The sequence below is a fragment of the Pasteurella multocida genome, assembly GCF_900187275.1.
Taxonomy (GTDB): domain Bacteria; phylum Pseudomonadota; class Gammaproteobacteria; order Enterobacterales; family Pasteurellaceae; genus Pasteurella; species Pasteurella multocida.
Map to the genome: position 1 here is coordinate 714,392 of NZ_LT906458.1, position 17,844 is coordinate 732,235.

General features: G+C 38.4%; 11 protein-coding genes and 1 pseudogene. 5 read left to right on the top strand and 7 right to left on the bottom strand.

Annotated elements, in window-relative coordinates:
- Positions 1 to 149 precede the first annotated feature (149 nt).
- Positions 150 to 5,867 (top strand): alpha-2-macroglobulin, encoded by a 5,718-nt coding sequence (locus CKV69_RS03380; RefSeq protein WP_014326036.1) that lies wholly within the window; start codon positions 150 to 152, stop codon positions 5,865 to 5,867.
- Between the two features lie 81 nt (positions 5,868 to 5,948).
- Here CKV69_RS03380 and cysB read toward each other — a convergent pair whose 3' ends face one another.
- The 6 genes and pseudogenes from cysB to CKV69_RS03410 form a co-directional block, all read right to left on the bottom strand.
- A complete protein-coding gene (gene cysB / locus CKV69_RS03385) occupies positions 5,949 to 6,920 on the bottom strand; it encodes an HTH-type transcriptional regulator CysB (protein WP_005726527.1) in 972 nt (323 codons plus the stop codon).
- Between the two features lie 40 nt (positions 6,921 to 6,960).
- Positions 6,961 to 7,821: pseudogene (gene rluB, locus CKV69_RS03390) on the bottom strand (23S rRNA pseudouridine(2605) synthase RluB); the annotation flags it as partial.
- A 225-nt stretch (positions 7,822 to 8,046) separates the two neighbouring features.
- Positions 8,047 to 8,670 (bottom strand): L-threonylcarbamoyladenylate synthase, encoded by a 624-nt coding sequence (locus CKV69_RS03395; RefSeq protein ID WP_005730733.1) that lies wholly within the window; start codon positions 8,668 to 8,670, stop codon positions 8,047 to 8,049.
- 315 nt (positions 8,671 to 8,985) lie between these two features.
- Positions 8,986 to 11,382: a sialidase family protein gene (locus CKV69_RS03400; RefSeq protein ID WP_014326038.1), complete on the bottom strand. Its 2,397-nt coding sequence runs from the start codon at positions 11,380 to 11,382 to the stop codon at positions 8,986 to 8,988.
- Between the two features lie 341 nt (positions 11,383 to 11,723).
- A complete protein-coding gene (gene tyrA, locus CKV69_RS03405) occupies positions 11,724 to 12,848 on the bottom strand; it encodes a bifunctional chorismate mutase/prephenate dehydrogenase (RefSeq protein WP_005716082.1) in 1,125 nt (374 codons plus the stop codon).
- Between the two features lie 9 nt (positions 12,849 to 12,857).
- On the bottom strand, positions 12,858 to 13,910 hold the full coding sequence (locus CKV69_RS03410; RefSeq protein WP_005751502.1) for a 3-deoxy-7-phosphoheptulonate synthase: 1,053 nt from the start codon (positions 13,908 to 13,910) through the stop codon (positions 12,858 to 12,860).
- Positions 13,911 to 14,294: 384 nt separating this feature from the next.
- Between CKV69_RS03410 and ftnA (CKV69_RS03415) the strand changes: the two genes are divergently transcribed.
- From ftnA (CKV69_RS03415) to uspE, 4 genes are all read left to right on the top strand, one after another.
- Positions 14,295 to 14,780: a non-heme ferritin gene (ftnA, locus tag CKV69_RS03415; protein ID WP_005726547.1), complete on the top strand. Its 486-nt coding sequence runs from the start codon at positions 14,295 to 14,297 to the stop codon at positions 14,778 to 14,780.
- A gap of 15 nt (positions 14,781 to 14,795) precedes the next feature.
- A complete protein-coding gene (gene ftnA, locus CKV69_RS03420) occupies positions 14,796 to 15,293 on the top strand; it encodes a non-heme ferritin (protein ID WP_005716086.1) in 498 nt (165 codons plus the stop codon).
- Between the two features lie 286 nt (positions 15,294 to 15,579).
- Positions 15,580 to 16,338 (top strand): FNR family transcription factor, encoded by a 759-nt coding sequence (locus CKV69_RS03425; RefSeq protein ID WP_005726550.1) that lies wholly within the window; start codon positions 15,580 to 15,582, stop codon positions 16,336 to 16,338.
- A gap of 111 nt (positions 16,339 to 16,449) precedes the next feature.
- Entirely contained in the window at positions 16,450 to 17,388 is a 939-nt protein-coding gene (gene uspE, locus CKV69_RS03430) for a universal stress protein UspE (RefSeq protein WP_005726552.1), read from the top strand.
- 62 nt (positions 17,389 to 17,450) lie between these two features.
- On the opposite strand, the gene CKV69_RS03435 is transcribed toward uspE, so the two are convergent.
- Positions 17,451 to 17,825 carry a cytochrome b562 gene (locus CKV69_RS03435; RefSeq protein ID WP_014326040.1) on the bottom strand — a complete coding sequence of 125 codons (375 nt, stop codon included), beginning with the start codon at positions 17,823 to 17,825 and terminating at the stop codon, positions 17,451 to 17,453.
- Between the last annotated feature and the right edge of the window lie 19 nt (positions 17,826 to 17,844).

The following is a 17,844-nucleotide window of genomic DNA, read 5'->3' on the forward strand; positions in this document are numbered from 1 at the left end:
CTTAGTTTTATCATATTTCAGATAAAAACTCACCTTTTAATTTAAAAGGTGAGCCTGACTTGAGATTAGAAATCAACCGACAAATATTGCTCATATCCGCCTATTTCAGCTAAAATCACATAGCCTATCGCTTAGTAAGGAACTCTTTTATGAATAAACAATATTTTCTCTCCCTCTTTAGTACATTAGCCGTTGCTCTAACGCTTTCTGGCTGCTGGGATAAAAAGCAAGATGAGGCTAATGCCATTCAATTCAATGTCAATCCAATAGAAATCACCAATTATGATGAAACACTGAAAGAAGTCTATCCGCTTGTTATCTCTTTCTCTGGTCCTGCCGCACCGATTACCTCGGTCAATAAAGAGCTTACACAAGGCATTTCTATTGAACCCGCATTAAAAGGAAAATGGGTTTGGAACAGTGACACCCTACTTTCATTTAAACCGGAAACTGATTGGCCAACAGGGCAAGATTATCGTGTTAAAATTGATAAAAAAATACTCAATCCTCAATTACACTATACGCAAAAATTAAACGAACCCGTCGTCTTTAAAACGCCAGAATTTAAAGCGACTTTAGTTGAACAATATTTTCATCAAGATCCTACGCAAGCACAGGTCCGCCACGCTATTTTCAAACTGTCGTTTACCCATCCTGTGGATCGTCAAAAATTTGAAAAAGCATTACAAGTCAATTTAGTGCGTAAAAACAACGACAATACACAAAATATCCTTTCCCCGTTAAAATTTAATGTTCGTTATGGTGAAAAAGATTTAGTTGCCTGGGTCAACTCAGACAACGTAGCACTCGCACAAAGCGACAACCAGTATATTGAAGTCAAAATAGATAAAAATCTCACCGCACTTTTAGGCAATAACTCGCTCGAAACAGACATCATTTCGTCTGTCAAAGTGCCGACGAAATACAGCTTGGATTTCTCAACTGGGATTTTGATTGCACAAAATGAGAAAAACGAAGCCGAACAAGTTTTACACTTAAATTTTACCCATAGCATTAAAGGTAATGAATTAGAAAAACATATTTCCGCTTATTTATTACCAGAGTTTACGCCTGAAAATCATCCTCATTGGCGTTATAACCTTATCAGTCGCGATGTTCTACAACATGCCGTTGCAGTTCCCCTCCAACGCCTAGCAACAGAAACGACTTATGCTAATCAACAAAGCTTTAAACTGGATATTCCTGAAAAACGCTGCTTATATATTGAAGTCCAAAATAAAATCACTGCCTTGGGTGGCTATGAAATGAAAGGGGCATTAGGCGATCTTGCCTGTGCACCAGATTATCCAAAATATGTTGGATTTGTTGGAAAAGGTTCAATTCTTTCTTCTATTGGTGAAAGAAAAGTGACTATTGCGACACGCAACTTTACAAAAGTTAAACTTGAAATTGGACGTATTCAAGAAGAACAATTACGTCACTTAATCGCGTTAAATCAAGGTAACTTCCAAAATCCCGATCTCGGTCAGCTAAAAATCGACAATATTGCTGACTTCTTTACTAAAAACTACACACTGAATAATAAAAAACCACAAGAAACGACTTATCTTGGTATTGATCTAGAGAAAATCGTAAAACAAGCTGAACCTGCCATGGGAATCTACTGGTTAAAAGTCACAGGTGATAGCGACAACCCGAACTCAACTTTACGTGATACATCACAACATATGGATTGGCGTAATGATGCGAGCAATCAGTTCAGTGATTACCGTTTAATTGTGATCAGTGATTTAGGCGTCATTGCCAAAAAAGCCGTTGATGGAACACAAAGTGTATTTGTCCAATCGATCAGTCGTGGAGAACCGGTTGAAGGGGCCACTGTTTCGGTAATTAGCCGTAATGGTTCTATTATTAAGAGCGATTATACTAATGAACAAGGCGTAGTAAACTTTTCCTCATTAGCGCATTTTAAACAAGAATTAGCGCCCGTGATGTATTTGGTTTCAACCCAAGAAAGTCTCTCTTTCTTACCTATTGATAAATATGATCGTAATTTAGATTATTCGCGCTTCGATGTAGGGGGGATTTATGCTAGTGAAAATGCTGCGAGCTTAAAAGCTTATTTATTTAATGACCGCGGTATCTATCGTCCAAATGAAACCTTACATACGGGGATCATTACTAAAGCACAAGATTGGCAGCTTGCGTTAAATAACATTCCACTTCAATTTAATCTCTATTCGCCGAGTGGCATGTTGATGCACAAGCAAACCATTCGTTTAGAAAAGAGCGGTCTGAATTCCGTCAGTTTTACTTTGCCTGAAACGGCAGAAACGGGTGAATGGTTTGCAGAATTACTGGTCACGGAAAAAAATAACCAAACCGAAATCGGTTCAATGACATTCCAAGTACAAGAATTTCAACCCGATAACTTAAAAATCAAAACAACCTTTAATCAAGCTCATGCCGAGGGATGGGTGGCACCACAAGATTTAGTCGCTACAGTACAACTTGCTAATCTGTTCGGCACACCGGCACAAAACCGTAAAGTGCAGGCAAATTTAACGCTACAACCCCTGCTCCCTAAATTTAGTCAATATGCAGATTATCGTTTCTTTGATAATCAACGCAATAAATCCGCGATTCTGTATGAAACTGAATTGAATGAGCAAGTAACAGATAAAGAAGGTAAAGCCCACTTCCCTATTGATTTAACGCAATATGCGGAAAATACCGCACAGATGCTGTATTTTACGGCTGATGGTTTTGAAAATGACAGTGGACGTGCTGTATCGACGGTGAAATCAGTCATGGTGTCAGCACAACCTTGGTTAATCGGTTATCAAACGAAAAACGATTTAGCCTATTTGAAGCGTAATACACCGGCTGTGGTCAATTTCATTGCAGTTAATCCAAAATTAGAAAAAGTGGCGGTTGAGCATCTCAAAGCCACCTTATTAGAACGTAAGTATGTTTCAGTCCTGACACAACAAGCATCAGGCGCTTACAAATATGAGTCTAAGTTAATTGAAAATGAAATTGAGCAAACAACCCTACAGATTAACGCAATGGGTACTGATTTTACTTTAAATACTGGTAAGAGTGGTGATTATGTTCTGGTTTTAAGTAACGAACATGATCAAGAGGTAAATCGTATTCACTATGCTGTGATCGGGAATCAAAATGTCAGTGTGGCAATGGATAAAAATACCGAGCTCAAATTGCGTTTAAATAAAAAACAATTTAAACCGCATGAAGAAATCGAAATTGCGATTCATGCCCCTTATGCAGGAACAGGCTTAATTACCATTGAAAGTGATCGTGTCTATGCACATAAATGGTTTAAAGCCACCACAAACAGTTCTGTACAACGTATCCAATTACCAGAAAATTTTGAGGGTACTGGGTATGTTAATGTCCAATTCTCACGTGATATTCATTCCGATGATATTTTTACTAGCCCATTAAGTTATGGCGTTGTGCCTTTTACAGTCAATGTAGATAATCGACGCTTAAAATTGCAGCTAGATAGCCCGAAAAAAGTGAAATCCGGCGAAACGGTAGAATTTAAATTAAGCAGTGATAAGCCGAGTAAAGCCCTTATCTATGCAGTAAATGAGGGAATCTTACAAGTAGCAGGCTATCAATTTACGGACCCATTAAGCTATTTCTTCCCGAAATATGCACTACAAGTACAAACTGCCCAAATCCTTGATCTTATTTTGCCTGAATTCAGCAAAGTAATGCAGTTTGCACAAACAGGTGGGGATGCGGATATGAACATGGAGCTGGCAATGAAAATGGCAATGGCAAATATGAACCCATTTAAGCGAAAAACAGATAAACCTGTCGCTTATTGGTCTGGCATTGTCGATATCCATGGTGAGAAAACCGTCAGTTATCAAATTCCAGAGGAATTTAACGGTAACTTAAAAGTCATGGCGATTGCGCTTTCTCATGACGGTAAACACTTGGGACACGTTGCAACAGAGACACTTGTTCGTAATGATTTGATTCTTTCACCAACTGTGCCACTCACGTTAACGCCGGGCGATGAATCAGAAATAAATGTTGTCATCGCGAATAACACAAATAAAGCGCAACGAGTGAATCTCAAAGCTACTCTTGAACCACAGCTAAGCTTTATTGGCGAAGCTGAAAAAGTCATTGATATTGCGCCAATGTCAGAAAGCCGTGCTGACTTTGTGATTAAAGCTACGCAAGAACTGGGTTCTACCACTATTCGCTTTATAGCGAGTTATGAAGACGCTCAGCAACAAAAAGTCGATGCTGTCCGTCATGTTACTCTTTCTGTTCGTCCAATTATGCCAAAACAATTTGCTACGCAAATTCAAAAAGTCGCGGCAGGAAAAACTGTAACGAGTCCATTACCTATGAGCCTCTTCCCACAACATCGTCAGCAGTCTGCCTTATTCTCAGCTGCGCCGCTTGCTTTAGCACAGGGGGTATCGACTTATCTAACGCATTATGATAATTACTGCACTGAACAAATGATCAGTGCCGCGATGCCAATGGTCCTCTTTAGCAAAAATCCAGCATATCAACCATTATTGACCGCACTTTCACGGAAAGCGCCTCAAAATATAGGTTCAACCGGTACGCATGATACGTTAGAAAAAGCCTTCAAGCTGTTACCAAGTCGCCAAACAGAATATGGTCACTACGGTATTTGGAATAACGTTGAAGAAGGTAACCTTTTCGTCACAGCTTATGTTGCGCATTTCTTAATTGAAGCAAGAGAACGTCATCTCGTCTTACCAAAAGCTTGGTTTGGACAACATGGTTTATTTAACAACACAATAAGTGCATTAGAAGAACAAAGTGTGCCACAAGAAGGAGATAGCTTAGCGACACTACGTCAACGCGCTTACTCTGCTTATTTATTAACACGCTTAGCCAAAGTACCCTCCAATGCCTTATTGTCGATTCGTACTCAGCTCGAGCAACAATTTAGTGCAGAAGAGTGGCAAAAAGACACTGTTTCTGCATGGTTGGCAGCGGCTTATCACATGCTAAAACAAGACAATGAGGCCAATAAGTTGATTGAACCTGTTATCAATCAATTAGTTGCAGCACGCCCAGCACAATGGACATATGATGCATACAGTGACCCATTGATTAAAGACAGCACAATGTTGTATGTGATTGCACGTCACTTCCCTGTTCAGCTCTCGAAAGTTTCAGACAGTGTATTGGAACGTATCGTGCAAGATCTGAATCAGCAGCGCTATAACACACTCTCTTCTTCGATGGTATTGCTCGCATTGGATGCTTATGCACAGCAACACCAAAGTGAATTAGCAAACTTACAAATTCAACACCAAGGTAAAGAGATTAGTCAAAGTACACCGCTGTTCCGTTTTGCAGATTTAGCCGATACACAGATGGATATCAGTTTTGTCAATAATAGCCAACAACCCGCATGGTTTGCCTTAAGCCAAGTTGGCTATCCACAAAACGCCGCACAACAAGCTTTATCTCAAGGATTAGAAGTGGATCGCAGCTATACGGATAAAGAAGGGAAACCTATTCGTCAGGTTAAAATTGGCGATGTGATTTATGTCACCGTGAAAATCCGAGCAAGTACAGACTACGTGAGTGATGTCATCATCACCGATCTCTATCCGGCAGGCTTTGAAGTACTTTGGCAACAAGGTGCAGAAGATGATTTTGAAGATAGCTGGTTAGCACAACATACTGAGTTACGAGAAGATCGCTTACTCAGTTATTTAGACGCGGAAAAAGAAATGAAAGTCTTAAAATATCAATTAAAAGCGGTCAATATTGGCACTTTCCAGATTCCGCCAATTTATGCAGAAAGTATGTATGACCGTGCTATTAAAGCGTATTCCGCGAGTGAAGGACAAATTAAAGTCAGCAAATAATCCCGACTAACAAATATGCCCACCAATTTGGTGGGCATTTTTTTATCTGTTTTCAGCACTGAAAATAAAACGCATTCAGCATTAACGTATCGCTAATTCAATGCCTTCAAACAGTTTTTTCACTGCATTGTTATCACGTAATCGCTCTGCTTTTTCAACTAATTCACGTGTTAAGTGCGGTGAGAAATACTGAATAAAATCATACATGTACGCACGTAAGAAAGTGCTGTGTTTAAATGCAATTTGTACCGTACTTGGATTAAAGAGATGATCCGCATTTAAAGCAAGTAAATCACCATCATCTTTTGTATGCGCCATAGACGCCATAATGCCCACCCCTAAACCTAAACGGACATAGGTTTTGATCACATCCGCATCGGTAGCCGTAAAAACGATATTAGGTAGAATCCCAGCACGATTAAAAGCATAATCCAAATCGGACACTCCCGTAAAACCAAAGGTATAGGTCACAAGAGGATATTTTCCTAATTCTTCAATGGTCAGGTTTTTACATTGTGCAAGGGGATGATCATGCTTAATCAGTACCGAACGATTCCACATATAACAAGGTAAAAGCACCACATCATCAAATAAATACTGCGCTTCAGTGGTAATCGCAATATCCACTTCACCAGATAACAACGCATCATAAATCTGCGTTGGTGAACCTTGATGAATATGCAAACTGACATCAGGATACTTCTTTGAAAAACGTTCAATCACTGGCGGTAACACATATCGTGCTTGTGTATTGGTAGTAGCAATACGCAAAACGCCATGGTTGGGTTGAGTGTATTCATTTGCTACCGCTCTAATACTTTGTGTTTTGACTAAGAGCTCCCGTGCAATCGCTACGATTTTTTGTCCTGCCGGCGTTAAGGATTTAATATGCTTCCCATTGCGTTCAAAAATTTCTAAACCGAGTTCATCTTCTAATAAACGGACTTGTTTGCTGATCCCCGGTTGAGAAGTAAAAAGCGCGTTTGCTGCCTCTGTTACATTTAAATTTTGATTAACAATTTCTACAATATAACGTAATTGTTGTATTTTCATTCAGTTATCCTCTCACAGCACTGGCTGTATAAGAAAAAACTTATTTTTTATAACGTTTATTTAATTCAGCATAACGCTTCACAGCCTTACGAATTTGACCTGTTTTCGCTCTACGGCGAGGTTTTGTCACGTCAAGTTTCGTTTCCACCTCTGCTGGTAACCCAACTAATTCCCTTAGATAATTCACATTGGTTAAATCCATTTCTTCCCAACCGCCTCGAGGTAACGATTTCATTAAAGAAATATTGCCATATCGAGTACGAATTAATCTGCTCACTTGTACACCTTGGGACTCCCATAGACGACGAACTTCGCGATTACGTCCCTCCATTAAAGTCACGTCGAACCATTGGTTCATGCCCACACCACCAGCAAATTTAATCTCTTTAAAATTGGCAGGACCGTCTTCTAATTGAACACCTTTTTTTAAGCGATGTAGCATCGCTTCATCAACTTGCCCGAAAACACGTACAGAATATTCACGCTCTACTTCTCGACTTGGATGCATTAAACGGTTCGCTAATTCGCCATCGGTCGTGAAAAGCAACAATCCAGAAGTATTAATATCCAAGCGTCCGACAGCAATCCAACGAGAACCGGTTAAACGTGGTAAACGGTCAAATACGGTCGGTCTTCCTTCAGGATCATGGCGCGTACATAACTCCCCTTCAGGTTTGTAATACATCAGTACACGACACACTTCTTTTTGTGCATGAAGTAAATTAATAAGATGTCCATCAATACGGATTTTCACGCCAGCGTGTACATCAATACGATCACCTAGAGTGGCGATCTTTCCATCAACGCTGACACGATTTTCGGCAATCATCGCTTCTATTTCACGACGTGAACCTTGACCGGCTCGCGCTAACACTTTCTGTAGTTTTTCCCCTTCAACTAAGGCGTTCTTAACTGTGGGTTTTACACTATGGGTACTGGCTTTCACCGATTTCGGTTGTGCTTCTGTCACCTTTTTCACATTTTTACTCGCCACAGCATTCGCGTTTGTAGAACGTCGCGATGTTTTTTGCTCAACGTGCGGTTTATTTTGACGAGAATTTGATTTGGTAAACTTCATATTTCCTCTAATTTGTCGCTTTCACAAGCGTCTTTTTACGACATGATATTAGACAAAAGGCGCGGTAGACCCACTCCCTTCGCGGATAATTATCGGGGTATCGTTTGTTAAATCAACCACAGTTGTTGGTTCTGCGCCGAGATAACCACCATGAATAATCAAATCCACCTGTTTTTCTAAACGATCTCGAATCTCTTCAGGATCTGACTGGGTAACATTTTCCTCACCCGGTAACATCAAGGAACAAGATAAAATCGGCTCCCCTAAGGTGCTTAATAACGCTAATGCAATTTGATTGTCAGGTACACGAATCCCAATAGTTTTACGTTTTGACGTCATTAAACGTCGTGGTAATTCTTTTGTTGCCGTTAAAATAAAAGTATAACGACCTGGCGTATTATTTTTAATCAAGCGGTACGCCATATTATTCACCAATGAATAGGTAGATAATTCTGATAAGTCACTGCAGACAAGTGTAAAATTATGCCCTTCAGGTAATTGGCGGATCTGTACAATGCGATCCATCGCATGTTTATCACCGATCATACATCCCAGTGCATAACCAGAATCAGTCGGATAAACAATCACACCACCAGCACGCAAAATCTCCACCGCTTGATTAATTAAACGTACTTGTGGATTTTCTGGATGAATATAAAAAAATTGACTCATAATCTCAATATCCTTATGAATATATGGGCGGTATTATACACACTGTTAGGTCAATCCTATAACGATTTGAACGGAAAAAACGAAAAAATCCAACACGGACTTGATATCAAAAGACAACTGATTGGCGCCCCACATCGTTGTAGTTTTTAGTATTAAATAACCGAAAAAGCCACCAAGCAAATTGCCTGCTTAACAGATAAAAAAACCTCTCCTCATAAAATGAGTGTTCTAACTAAAGATAAAAAACCCACGTTGGAAAAAAGACTAGCGTGGGTTTTTATCTAATAAGTGAGAAGTATTTATCTCATCATCAAATTACCAGTGATAACTTAAATTTACGCCTAAACTCACTTCTGATGCTTGTGAGCCATATTTTTGTAGCTTCATTTTTGAACCTAGCGCAAGATGAGGCGTGAATTGTTTCTCAACCCCCACATTTAAAGCATAAACCATGTTAGTGGATTTTATTTTATATTGGTTATCCTGATAATTTGCTTGTGATAAAGTGAAACCATCTTTGATAAAAGCAATATTCGGTCGAATACTCACACTGATATCCGCTAAACGATAACGAATGTCAAGCCCTACATCACCTGCCATCACAAGACGTTTATTCACTGCGACATCTTCATCCAACAACGTACGTGAAGAGAGCGATGTATAAGCACCAACAAATGGACTTAATGTCAAATGCGAATCAATATTCACGTTTTTCGCATAATTGATGTACAGATCAACATTATGGTTCCGATCAATCACGTCATCATGTTTAACAGTTCGATAACGTAAAAAGGCCGCTAACACATTATCCTCTTTTGTGTATTGCGCCCTTACCCCAAAGGCATCGACTTTTTGTTTTTTATTTTCATGCTCATAAAACACTCCCGCTTGTGTTTGGTCAGTTAACCTTGTATTTAATCCAAGCGCAATTGTCGGACGGTGTTGGCTGTTTTTAATCACTGAATCGTACTCAACAAACACCTTATTATAGGTACTATAAAGAATATCCGTGTCATAGCTATTGAGCTTTTCACCTTGTTTTATGTACTTAGAAAAATCTAATGGCGTATTGAGCGCAAGAAAAGACCCATTTAACATAGCCATTAAGCCTTGTATACCAAGATAATTAAGGTAGGTTTCATTGGTCAGTTGTGTTAAATCACGTACTTCTCCAAGATCTCGCTTAAACTGTTTCATTTTAGAGGGCAGTGCTTTTCTCATCGCCACCGATTTTTGCTCAAGTGATGTTGCTTCGTCTTTTAATTCATGCATTTCTCGATTTAAGACGTTCGATTCAGCCACCGCATTATCATTCGCTCGGCGCATTTTGGCGCTTAGTGTCTCTTTTTGTCCTTTATTTAAATGTTCTAACGAATTGATTTTCTCCACTTCTGTCGCAATTTCATCGGTTAAACCCCATTCTGTGGCTTTTTCTTCAATCGCTTGCATATGTTCGCTAAGATTTTTAACGGTAATATCACCATCGTCTTCAAAGGCAATAAATAAATTACCTTCTTTATAGGCTAAAGAAGAATACCCCGCACCCGCTCTGTTGCCTGAATCTGGTCTAATGATTGCTACTTGATGTTTATGGCTAGGGTCTTTTGCATCTAACATCCAAAGTGCCAAATTTCCTCTTGCATAGCCATCATTGCCATTACCATTTGGTTTTGACACTAATAAAACACGCTTTCCACTCGGTAAGGTCACATAAATCGATGAACCTTGTGAAGGAGCTGCTGTAGTCGCACTAAAGCCATTAACTGGTTCATAAACATGCCAAGTTTTTCCTAAATCTTCAGTGTAATACGCCCACCTTGTTTTTTGTCTATTATCTTCTCGCCCTGTCATCACTAACTTATTGTCAATTTCGAATACCATATTTTCTAAAGAACTTTGATTCGGTGCTAACGCATTATTAATTGCCGGCATGTCCCAGGTTTTTCCATTATCTTTCGAATACATAATTGTCGTGGCAATACCTTCACGATGTGCTGTTTGGATTGGGAAAACTAATGTACCGTCTTTCATCACAATTCCCGTTCCCACACCGCCTAAAAATCCAATTGTGGGATTACCTACCCCTTTTTGTACTTTCATAAAAACATCGCGATTCACAGTATTGCTGAATTCAGTATTTTTTTGCCAACTTAATCCACCATCAGTGGATTTATAAATTGTTGCCGCCCAAATATTCTGATTAAAATAGCTTAGTCTGTCTCGATACCAGTTTTGTGTTCCTGCCGCCCAAGTGCCGTGCATCACATATAAACTGCCATCAATGCTGTTGTACAATAATGTCGGGTCCATCGCACGACGCAAAGAAATTTTTGAATCATTAAAATTCCAAGCGGTAATTCTTTTCCAACTATGCCCCCCATCTTCTGAAATCGCGGCGCCAGGATCGATACGATTTTGGTCACTTGCTGTCTTCCACCGTAAATCAAACATCACAACCATTTTATTATCATCTGTAATCGTCATAGCTGGAATACGGCTATAAGGTAGTGTAACTGTTCCACCCGCTTCGCCATTCGGTCCTATCCCTGGCCAAGGTTGACCTTCTTTATTTACAGTAAAACCATCAACGCCTACCCTTTTCGTCACATTAGTTAAATTTTCATGCAAATCAGCTTTCCAAAAGCTGTTACCATGTACTGCCATTGAAGTAGAGAGTGCGAGTAAAGACAACAAGAACACCGGCTTTTTCATTTTATTCTCCTTAGGATTATTTTCGTATAGGGGTAAAAAATTGATTAATTTCAAGTCTATAAACATCGAATAAAAAAACAACCCCCTCAAAAATTCCCCCATAAACCCTATATTAGAAATGAGTCAAGCAAAAAATGGAGCAAGATCATCATCTTAATAAGAAAAACGGAGTTAATTTGTAGAAAAATAGCCAATTTGTGTCCTAAACTTTTTTTCTTAATTGTGAAGCAGATCAAATTTCATCCACGTTACGCCAAATAAAAACCGTCTTAAACATTTGTTTTTTATAAATAAAAAACATAAAAAAAGACGGGCTTCCCCGTCTTCTTGTGCTTATGACATTAAATTTGTCGATAATCATTTGCTTGTTGGAGCAACTGGCGACTTTCTTTCAGAAACTGCTCCGAGTATTCACCAAACCATTGTTTAACTTGCTCAAAGCTGTCAATGAATGCTTGCTTGTCGCCATGGGTAAAAAATGCCAAACTTTCTTCATAACTTTGCTTTAAACTCTCAATGACCGCGAGATTTTCAGGCTTATCTAAAATAATATCGGCATAAAGTTCTGCATCTTGTGCAAATAAACGCCCAATCATCGCCAATTCTAAGCGATAAATTGGCGAAGAAAGTGCCAATAAATTCGCTAATTGAACCGGTTGTTTTGATAAATGTAAGCCATTAGCAAAAGTGGAAAAGTGTCGCAACGCTTGTACATACGTCATACTATGATCGTGTTCAGTCGCCTCAACTTGGTAAAATTTTGCCCCCCAAATTTGTATTTGAGTGATCAGCCATTGATAACGTGATTCAAAACGACCATCACAGCGTACAATCACTTGTTTTGCCATGCTGGCGATATCCGGACCAAACATTGGATGTAAACCTAATACCGCGCCAGCGTGTACGTCTAACATCGCTTGTAATGGTGCACGCTTAACTGAAGTTAAATCCACCAACAGCATATTATCTGTCAAATAAGGCTTCAAACGTTTAATTGTTTCGACGGTTTTGGCGATCGGTACCGAAACAACAATCACATCTGTTTCGTTCAAAATCTTGTCCGCACTTTGCCAATCCTGTTGCTCTAAAATCTCAACATAGTAACCAGACAATGTGAAATAACGTGCAAACAAGCTACCAAGTTTCCCTCCCCCACCTACGATCACGATTTTTTTGATCGCCGGATTCACGGTTTTAAAACCAAATTGGTTTTCCCGCGCATAAGATTCTCGCATGATACGACGTAATACATCTTCAATTAAATCAGCAGATACCCCTAACGTTTCAGCTTCCGCACGGCGGGCGTTGAGCATCTCCGCTTCACGTTCTGGCACATAAATCGGCAGACCTTGTTGATGCTTGACTTCACCGACTTGTTTCACTAACTCAAGTCGCTGTGCTAAAAGCTGTAATAACTGACGATCAACTTGATCAATCTGTGTTCTTAACTTATTTAACGTATCCACGTTGCATCCTTATTTTTGGCGCAATGCGCTCGTCATTTCACGCAATAATTGTTCTGTCGTCTGCCAATCAATACAGGCATCCGTAATCGAAACTCCATATTGCATTTCACTCAATGGCTGATCAGCACTTTGATTACCTGCGTATAAATGACTTTCTAACATCAACCCGATAATAGAGCGATTTCCCTTCACAATTTGCTGTACGGCATTTTTTGCCACTTTCGGCTGCAAACGGTAATCTTTATTCGAGTTACCATGGCTACAATCGATCATAATTGCTTGCGTCAAACCTGCTTTTTGCAATTCTTGTTCACAAAGTGCGATATGTTCAGCTTCATAATTTGGTGATTTTCCGCCACGCAAAATCACATGCCCATTGGGGTTGCCCGCTGTATGTAATAGATTGACTTGACCTTGTTGATTAATCCCAATAAAACTGTGTCCAACTGACGCTGCTTTCATTGCATTAATTGCGGTGGCTAAACTGCCATCCGTACCATTTTTAAATCCCACTGCCATGGATAACCCTGATGACATTTCTCTGTGCGTTTGTGATTCTGTCGTTCTCGCACCAATCGCAGACCAACTAAATAGATCAGCAATATATTGCGGCATAATGGGATCAAGTGCTTCGGTTGCCAAAGGGAGTCCCATTTCAGCTAGCTCTAGCAGTAATGCTCGTGCAATATGTAAGCCATGTTCCACATCAAATGAACCATCCAATTTCGGATCATTAATCAATCCTTTCCAGCCAACAGTTGTTCTTGGTTTTTCAAAATACACTCGCATCACAATATACAATTGATCTTGTAATTCTTCTGCTAAGTGTTTTAAACGTGAAGCGTATTCTAAAGCCGCGATCGGATCATGAATAGAACATGGTCCAATCACAACCAATAAACGCTGATCTTTTTTATGGATGATATTCGCAATATCACGGCGTGATTGCGCTATTTGGCTACGAAGAGGAAGGGATAAAGGGAGTTTTTCCTTCAATTCTTTTGGGGTAATCAGTACCTTTTCACCAACAATATTGACATTATGTATGTTATCTTTATTCACTTTTTATTCCTTAGTACATCATTATTTTTGAACATATTAAATCATGTAAACATTTATATACACTAAATGTAATAAATAATTTACATTAAATTTTCAAGAGATTCAATCACTAAAAGAGCGACTTGATAAAATAATGTTATTTTATAGGTTCCTTTTAATTGTTAATAGGTTGATAAAAAACAATTGATAATCCCTTTCAGTTACAATCTCTAAATGAGAATAGTTTTTGTTGGATTTTTCTTTAAAATTAATTAGTTACAACAAATAACAACTAAAAATCGCTTGCTTATTCTCAATAACGTCTATACAATGCCCACATCAAATAGATTAAATAACAATCTATTATTCATTATTTTTTAACATATCAACGGAAAGGGGTCAGTTATGCTAAGTCAAGCAATTGCTGAGAAGCTAAATGAACAAATTAATCTGGAATTTTATTCATCAAATGTCTATTTACAAATGAGCGCATGGTGTGCACATCACGGTTACGAAGGTGCAGCTGCCTTTCTTTTACGCCATGCTGATGAAGAAATGGAACACATGCAAAAATTATTTAATTACGTCAGTGAAACCAGTGGCATGCCTTTACTTGGCAAAATTGAAGCCCCGAAAAATGATTACAAAACATTAAAAGAAATTTTTGAAATCACACTTGAACATGAAAAATTCGTCACATCTAAAATCAATGAATTGGTTGAAGTGACTTTCGCGCATAAAGATTATTCAACATTCAATTTTTTACAATGGTATGTCGCGGAACAACATGAAGAAGAAATGCTGTTTAATAGCATTATTGACAAATTCAACTTATTAGGTGAAGACGGTCGTTCGCTTTATTTTATCGATCGCGATCTCGCCACACTATAATTTAGGAGAAGAACGATGTTATCACAAAATGTTATCAATTTACTCAACGAACAAATGAATTTGGAGTTCTATTCTTCTAATTTATATTTACAAATGAGCGCGTGGTGCGAACAAAACGGCTTTGACGGTACCGCCAAATTCCTCGCTGCACATGCGGCTGAAGAAATGCAACATATGCGTAAATTATTTACCTATTTAAATGAAACTGGCGCACTCGCTATTATTGGTGAAATCGCCGCGCCTGCACATCAGTATGGGTCATTAAAAGAGGTGTTAGAGATCACTTATCAACATGAAAAATTGATTACAGCAAAAATCAATGAATTAGTGGGGAAAACCTTTGAAGAAAAAGATTATTCTGCTTTTAACTTCTTACAATGGTATGTCGCAGAGCAACATGAAGAAGAGAAACTATTTAGTGGGATTTTAGATAAACTGAATTTACTCGGTGAAGATGGTAAAGGCTTATTCTTGATTGATAAAGATTTAGGAAATTTAGCTAACAGTAAATAATCACAACATACTGCAAAGGCACGTTTTGAAACGTGCCTTTTTTATTCAAAATAGACCGAAAAAACACCGCACTTTTAGCCATGGGTATAAGTACGATAAAAAAATAAAAAGACCAAAATCCCGAGCATAATCAGGATTTGAATAAGTCGCTTTTTCGTTAACTTTTCTGCCGCCATTTTTCTCTCTCTTGCTTATATTTAACACTTCTTAATTGTAACATTTAATGATATTATTTGAGATAGATCAATTTTACATTATTTTTGTTGTATTAATTAAGGTTTTATTTATGGACACTAAAATTGGGCGCAAAGTGCAATCGGGTGGGTGCGCTATTCACTGTCAAGACTGTAGTATTAGTCAACTTTGTATTCCTTTCACACTTAATGAACAGGAACTTGATCAGCTTGACAATATTATTGAACGCAAAAAGCCAATACAAAAGTCGCAAGTGTTGTTTAAAGCGGGTGATCCATTAAATTCTCTCTATGCGATCCGCTCTGGTACGATTAAAACCTATACTATCAGTGAAACTGGAGAAGAACAAATCACTTCATTTCAGTTACCGGGCGATCTTGTTGGCTTTGATGCAATCATGAATATGCAACATCCAAGTTTTGCTCAAGCACTGGAAACCTCTATGGTGTGCGAAATCCCATTTGACATTTTAGATGACTTATCCGGAAAAATGCCAAAGCTTCGCCAACAAATTATGCGTTTGATGAGTAATGAGATTAAAAATGATCAAGAAATGATTTTATTACTGTCAAAAATGAATGCTGAAGAACGCTTAGCGGCATTTATTTATAACCTTTCTAGACGTTATTCTGCACGTGGTTTTTCTGCTCGCGAATTCCGTTTAACCATGACACGTGGTGATATTGGCAACTATTTAGGTTTGACCGTTGAAACCATTAGCCGTCTTTTAGGTCGCTTACAAAAAATGGGGATTCTTTCTGTACAAGGAAAGTACATCACGATTAATGATATGGTCGCGCTAATTGAGTTATCCGGAACAACAAAAACCAATATAAAAATGGGAATTTAACATTTGAGTGCAACGTTTTGTTGCACTCCTCTACTTTTTTACATACGCACCTTGTTATTTCAATAAATCTTTTCTATCCTATAGACAACCTAATTAACAATGGAGGTTGTTATGAAGTTCAATAATATACTTGTCATTTTAAATCCAGAAAATGAAAAACAGTATGCTTTGGCACGCGCAGTGCGTTTAGTCAAAGAACAAAAAAGCCATCAAAAAGTCCGTATTACTGTTTTCTTATCCGTCTATGATCTTTCCTATGAAATGTCTGCTTTACTTTCTTCTGAAGAGCGCGCAGAAATGCACCAAGGTGTTATTGAGCAAAGAACCTTAGCAATTCAACCTTACTTAGAAAAGTATGCTGATCCAAATATCGAATTTGAAACTAAAGTGGTATGGCATAGCAATGAAGCAGAAGCCATTACTCACGAAGTCGAAAAGCATGAATATGATCTTGTCGTCAAGTATACGAAAGAAGAAGAAAGTATTACCTCCTTAATTTTTACGCCAATGGATTGGCAATTACTCAGAAAATGTCCAAAACCATTATTAATGGTGAGAGATGGTAATTGGAAACATCAACGACGGATTCTCATTGCTGTCAATGTTGCCGATGATGAAGAAAAAAACCATAAAGTCTTTAATGAACAATTAGTCTCTTTAGGTATTGATTTAGCGGATAAACTGGAACGAGGTAATGTACATTTAGTCACCGCTTATCCACCAACACCAATTAATATGGCGATTGACTTACCAGAATTTAATAGCGGTGAATATGAGAAAAATATCAGAGGTCAATATTTGCTGAATATGAAAGCTTTACGCCAGCAATTCAGTATTGATGAAGACCACACCCATGTACGCGAGGGTTTTCCAGAAGAAGTCATCCCACAAGTTGCCAAAGAACTTGAAGCAGAACTTGTGGTTTTAGGTACTATTGGTCGAACCGGCTTATCTGCCGCTTTTTTAGGTAATACCGCTGAACATGTGATTAATAAATTGAATTGTAGCCTACTCGCCATTAAGCCAGACAATCCAGAAGAGAGTAATTAATCTCACTTTCTAGCATAAAAAAATAGCCTGTTATATAACAGGCTATTTTAATAAAACGGGGTTTATTTATATTTTTTGTGATAAACGTTACGAATATCAAATAATTTTTTCGCGGCGGTTTTAGCTGCATCTAAATTTCCCTCTTGAGCCAGTTTATCCGCTTCATCAAGAGCAGTGATAAACTCTTTCATCCCCTCTTGATAACCTTTAAAATCCGCATCATTTGTAATACTTGATGGTCTTTTTTCACTAGATTGTTGCGCAATTTCACGCAATATTTTCGCAGATTCTTGAAATTCAGCGACATCTTTTGCGTTAGTTAAGGTGGCGGCAACTGTTTTCATTTGATTCATTTCTGCACGTACATTTGCTTGAACTCCTGTCGCCACAGATAAGCCAATTAAGGTAATAGAAAGGAATTTTAGCAATTTATGCATTTATTATTCTCCCACAATG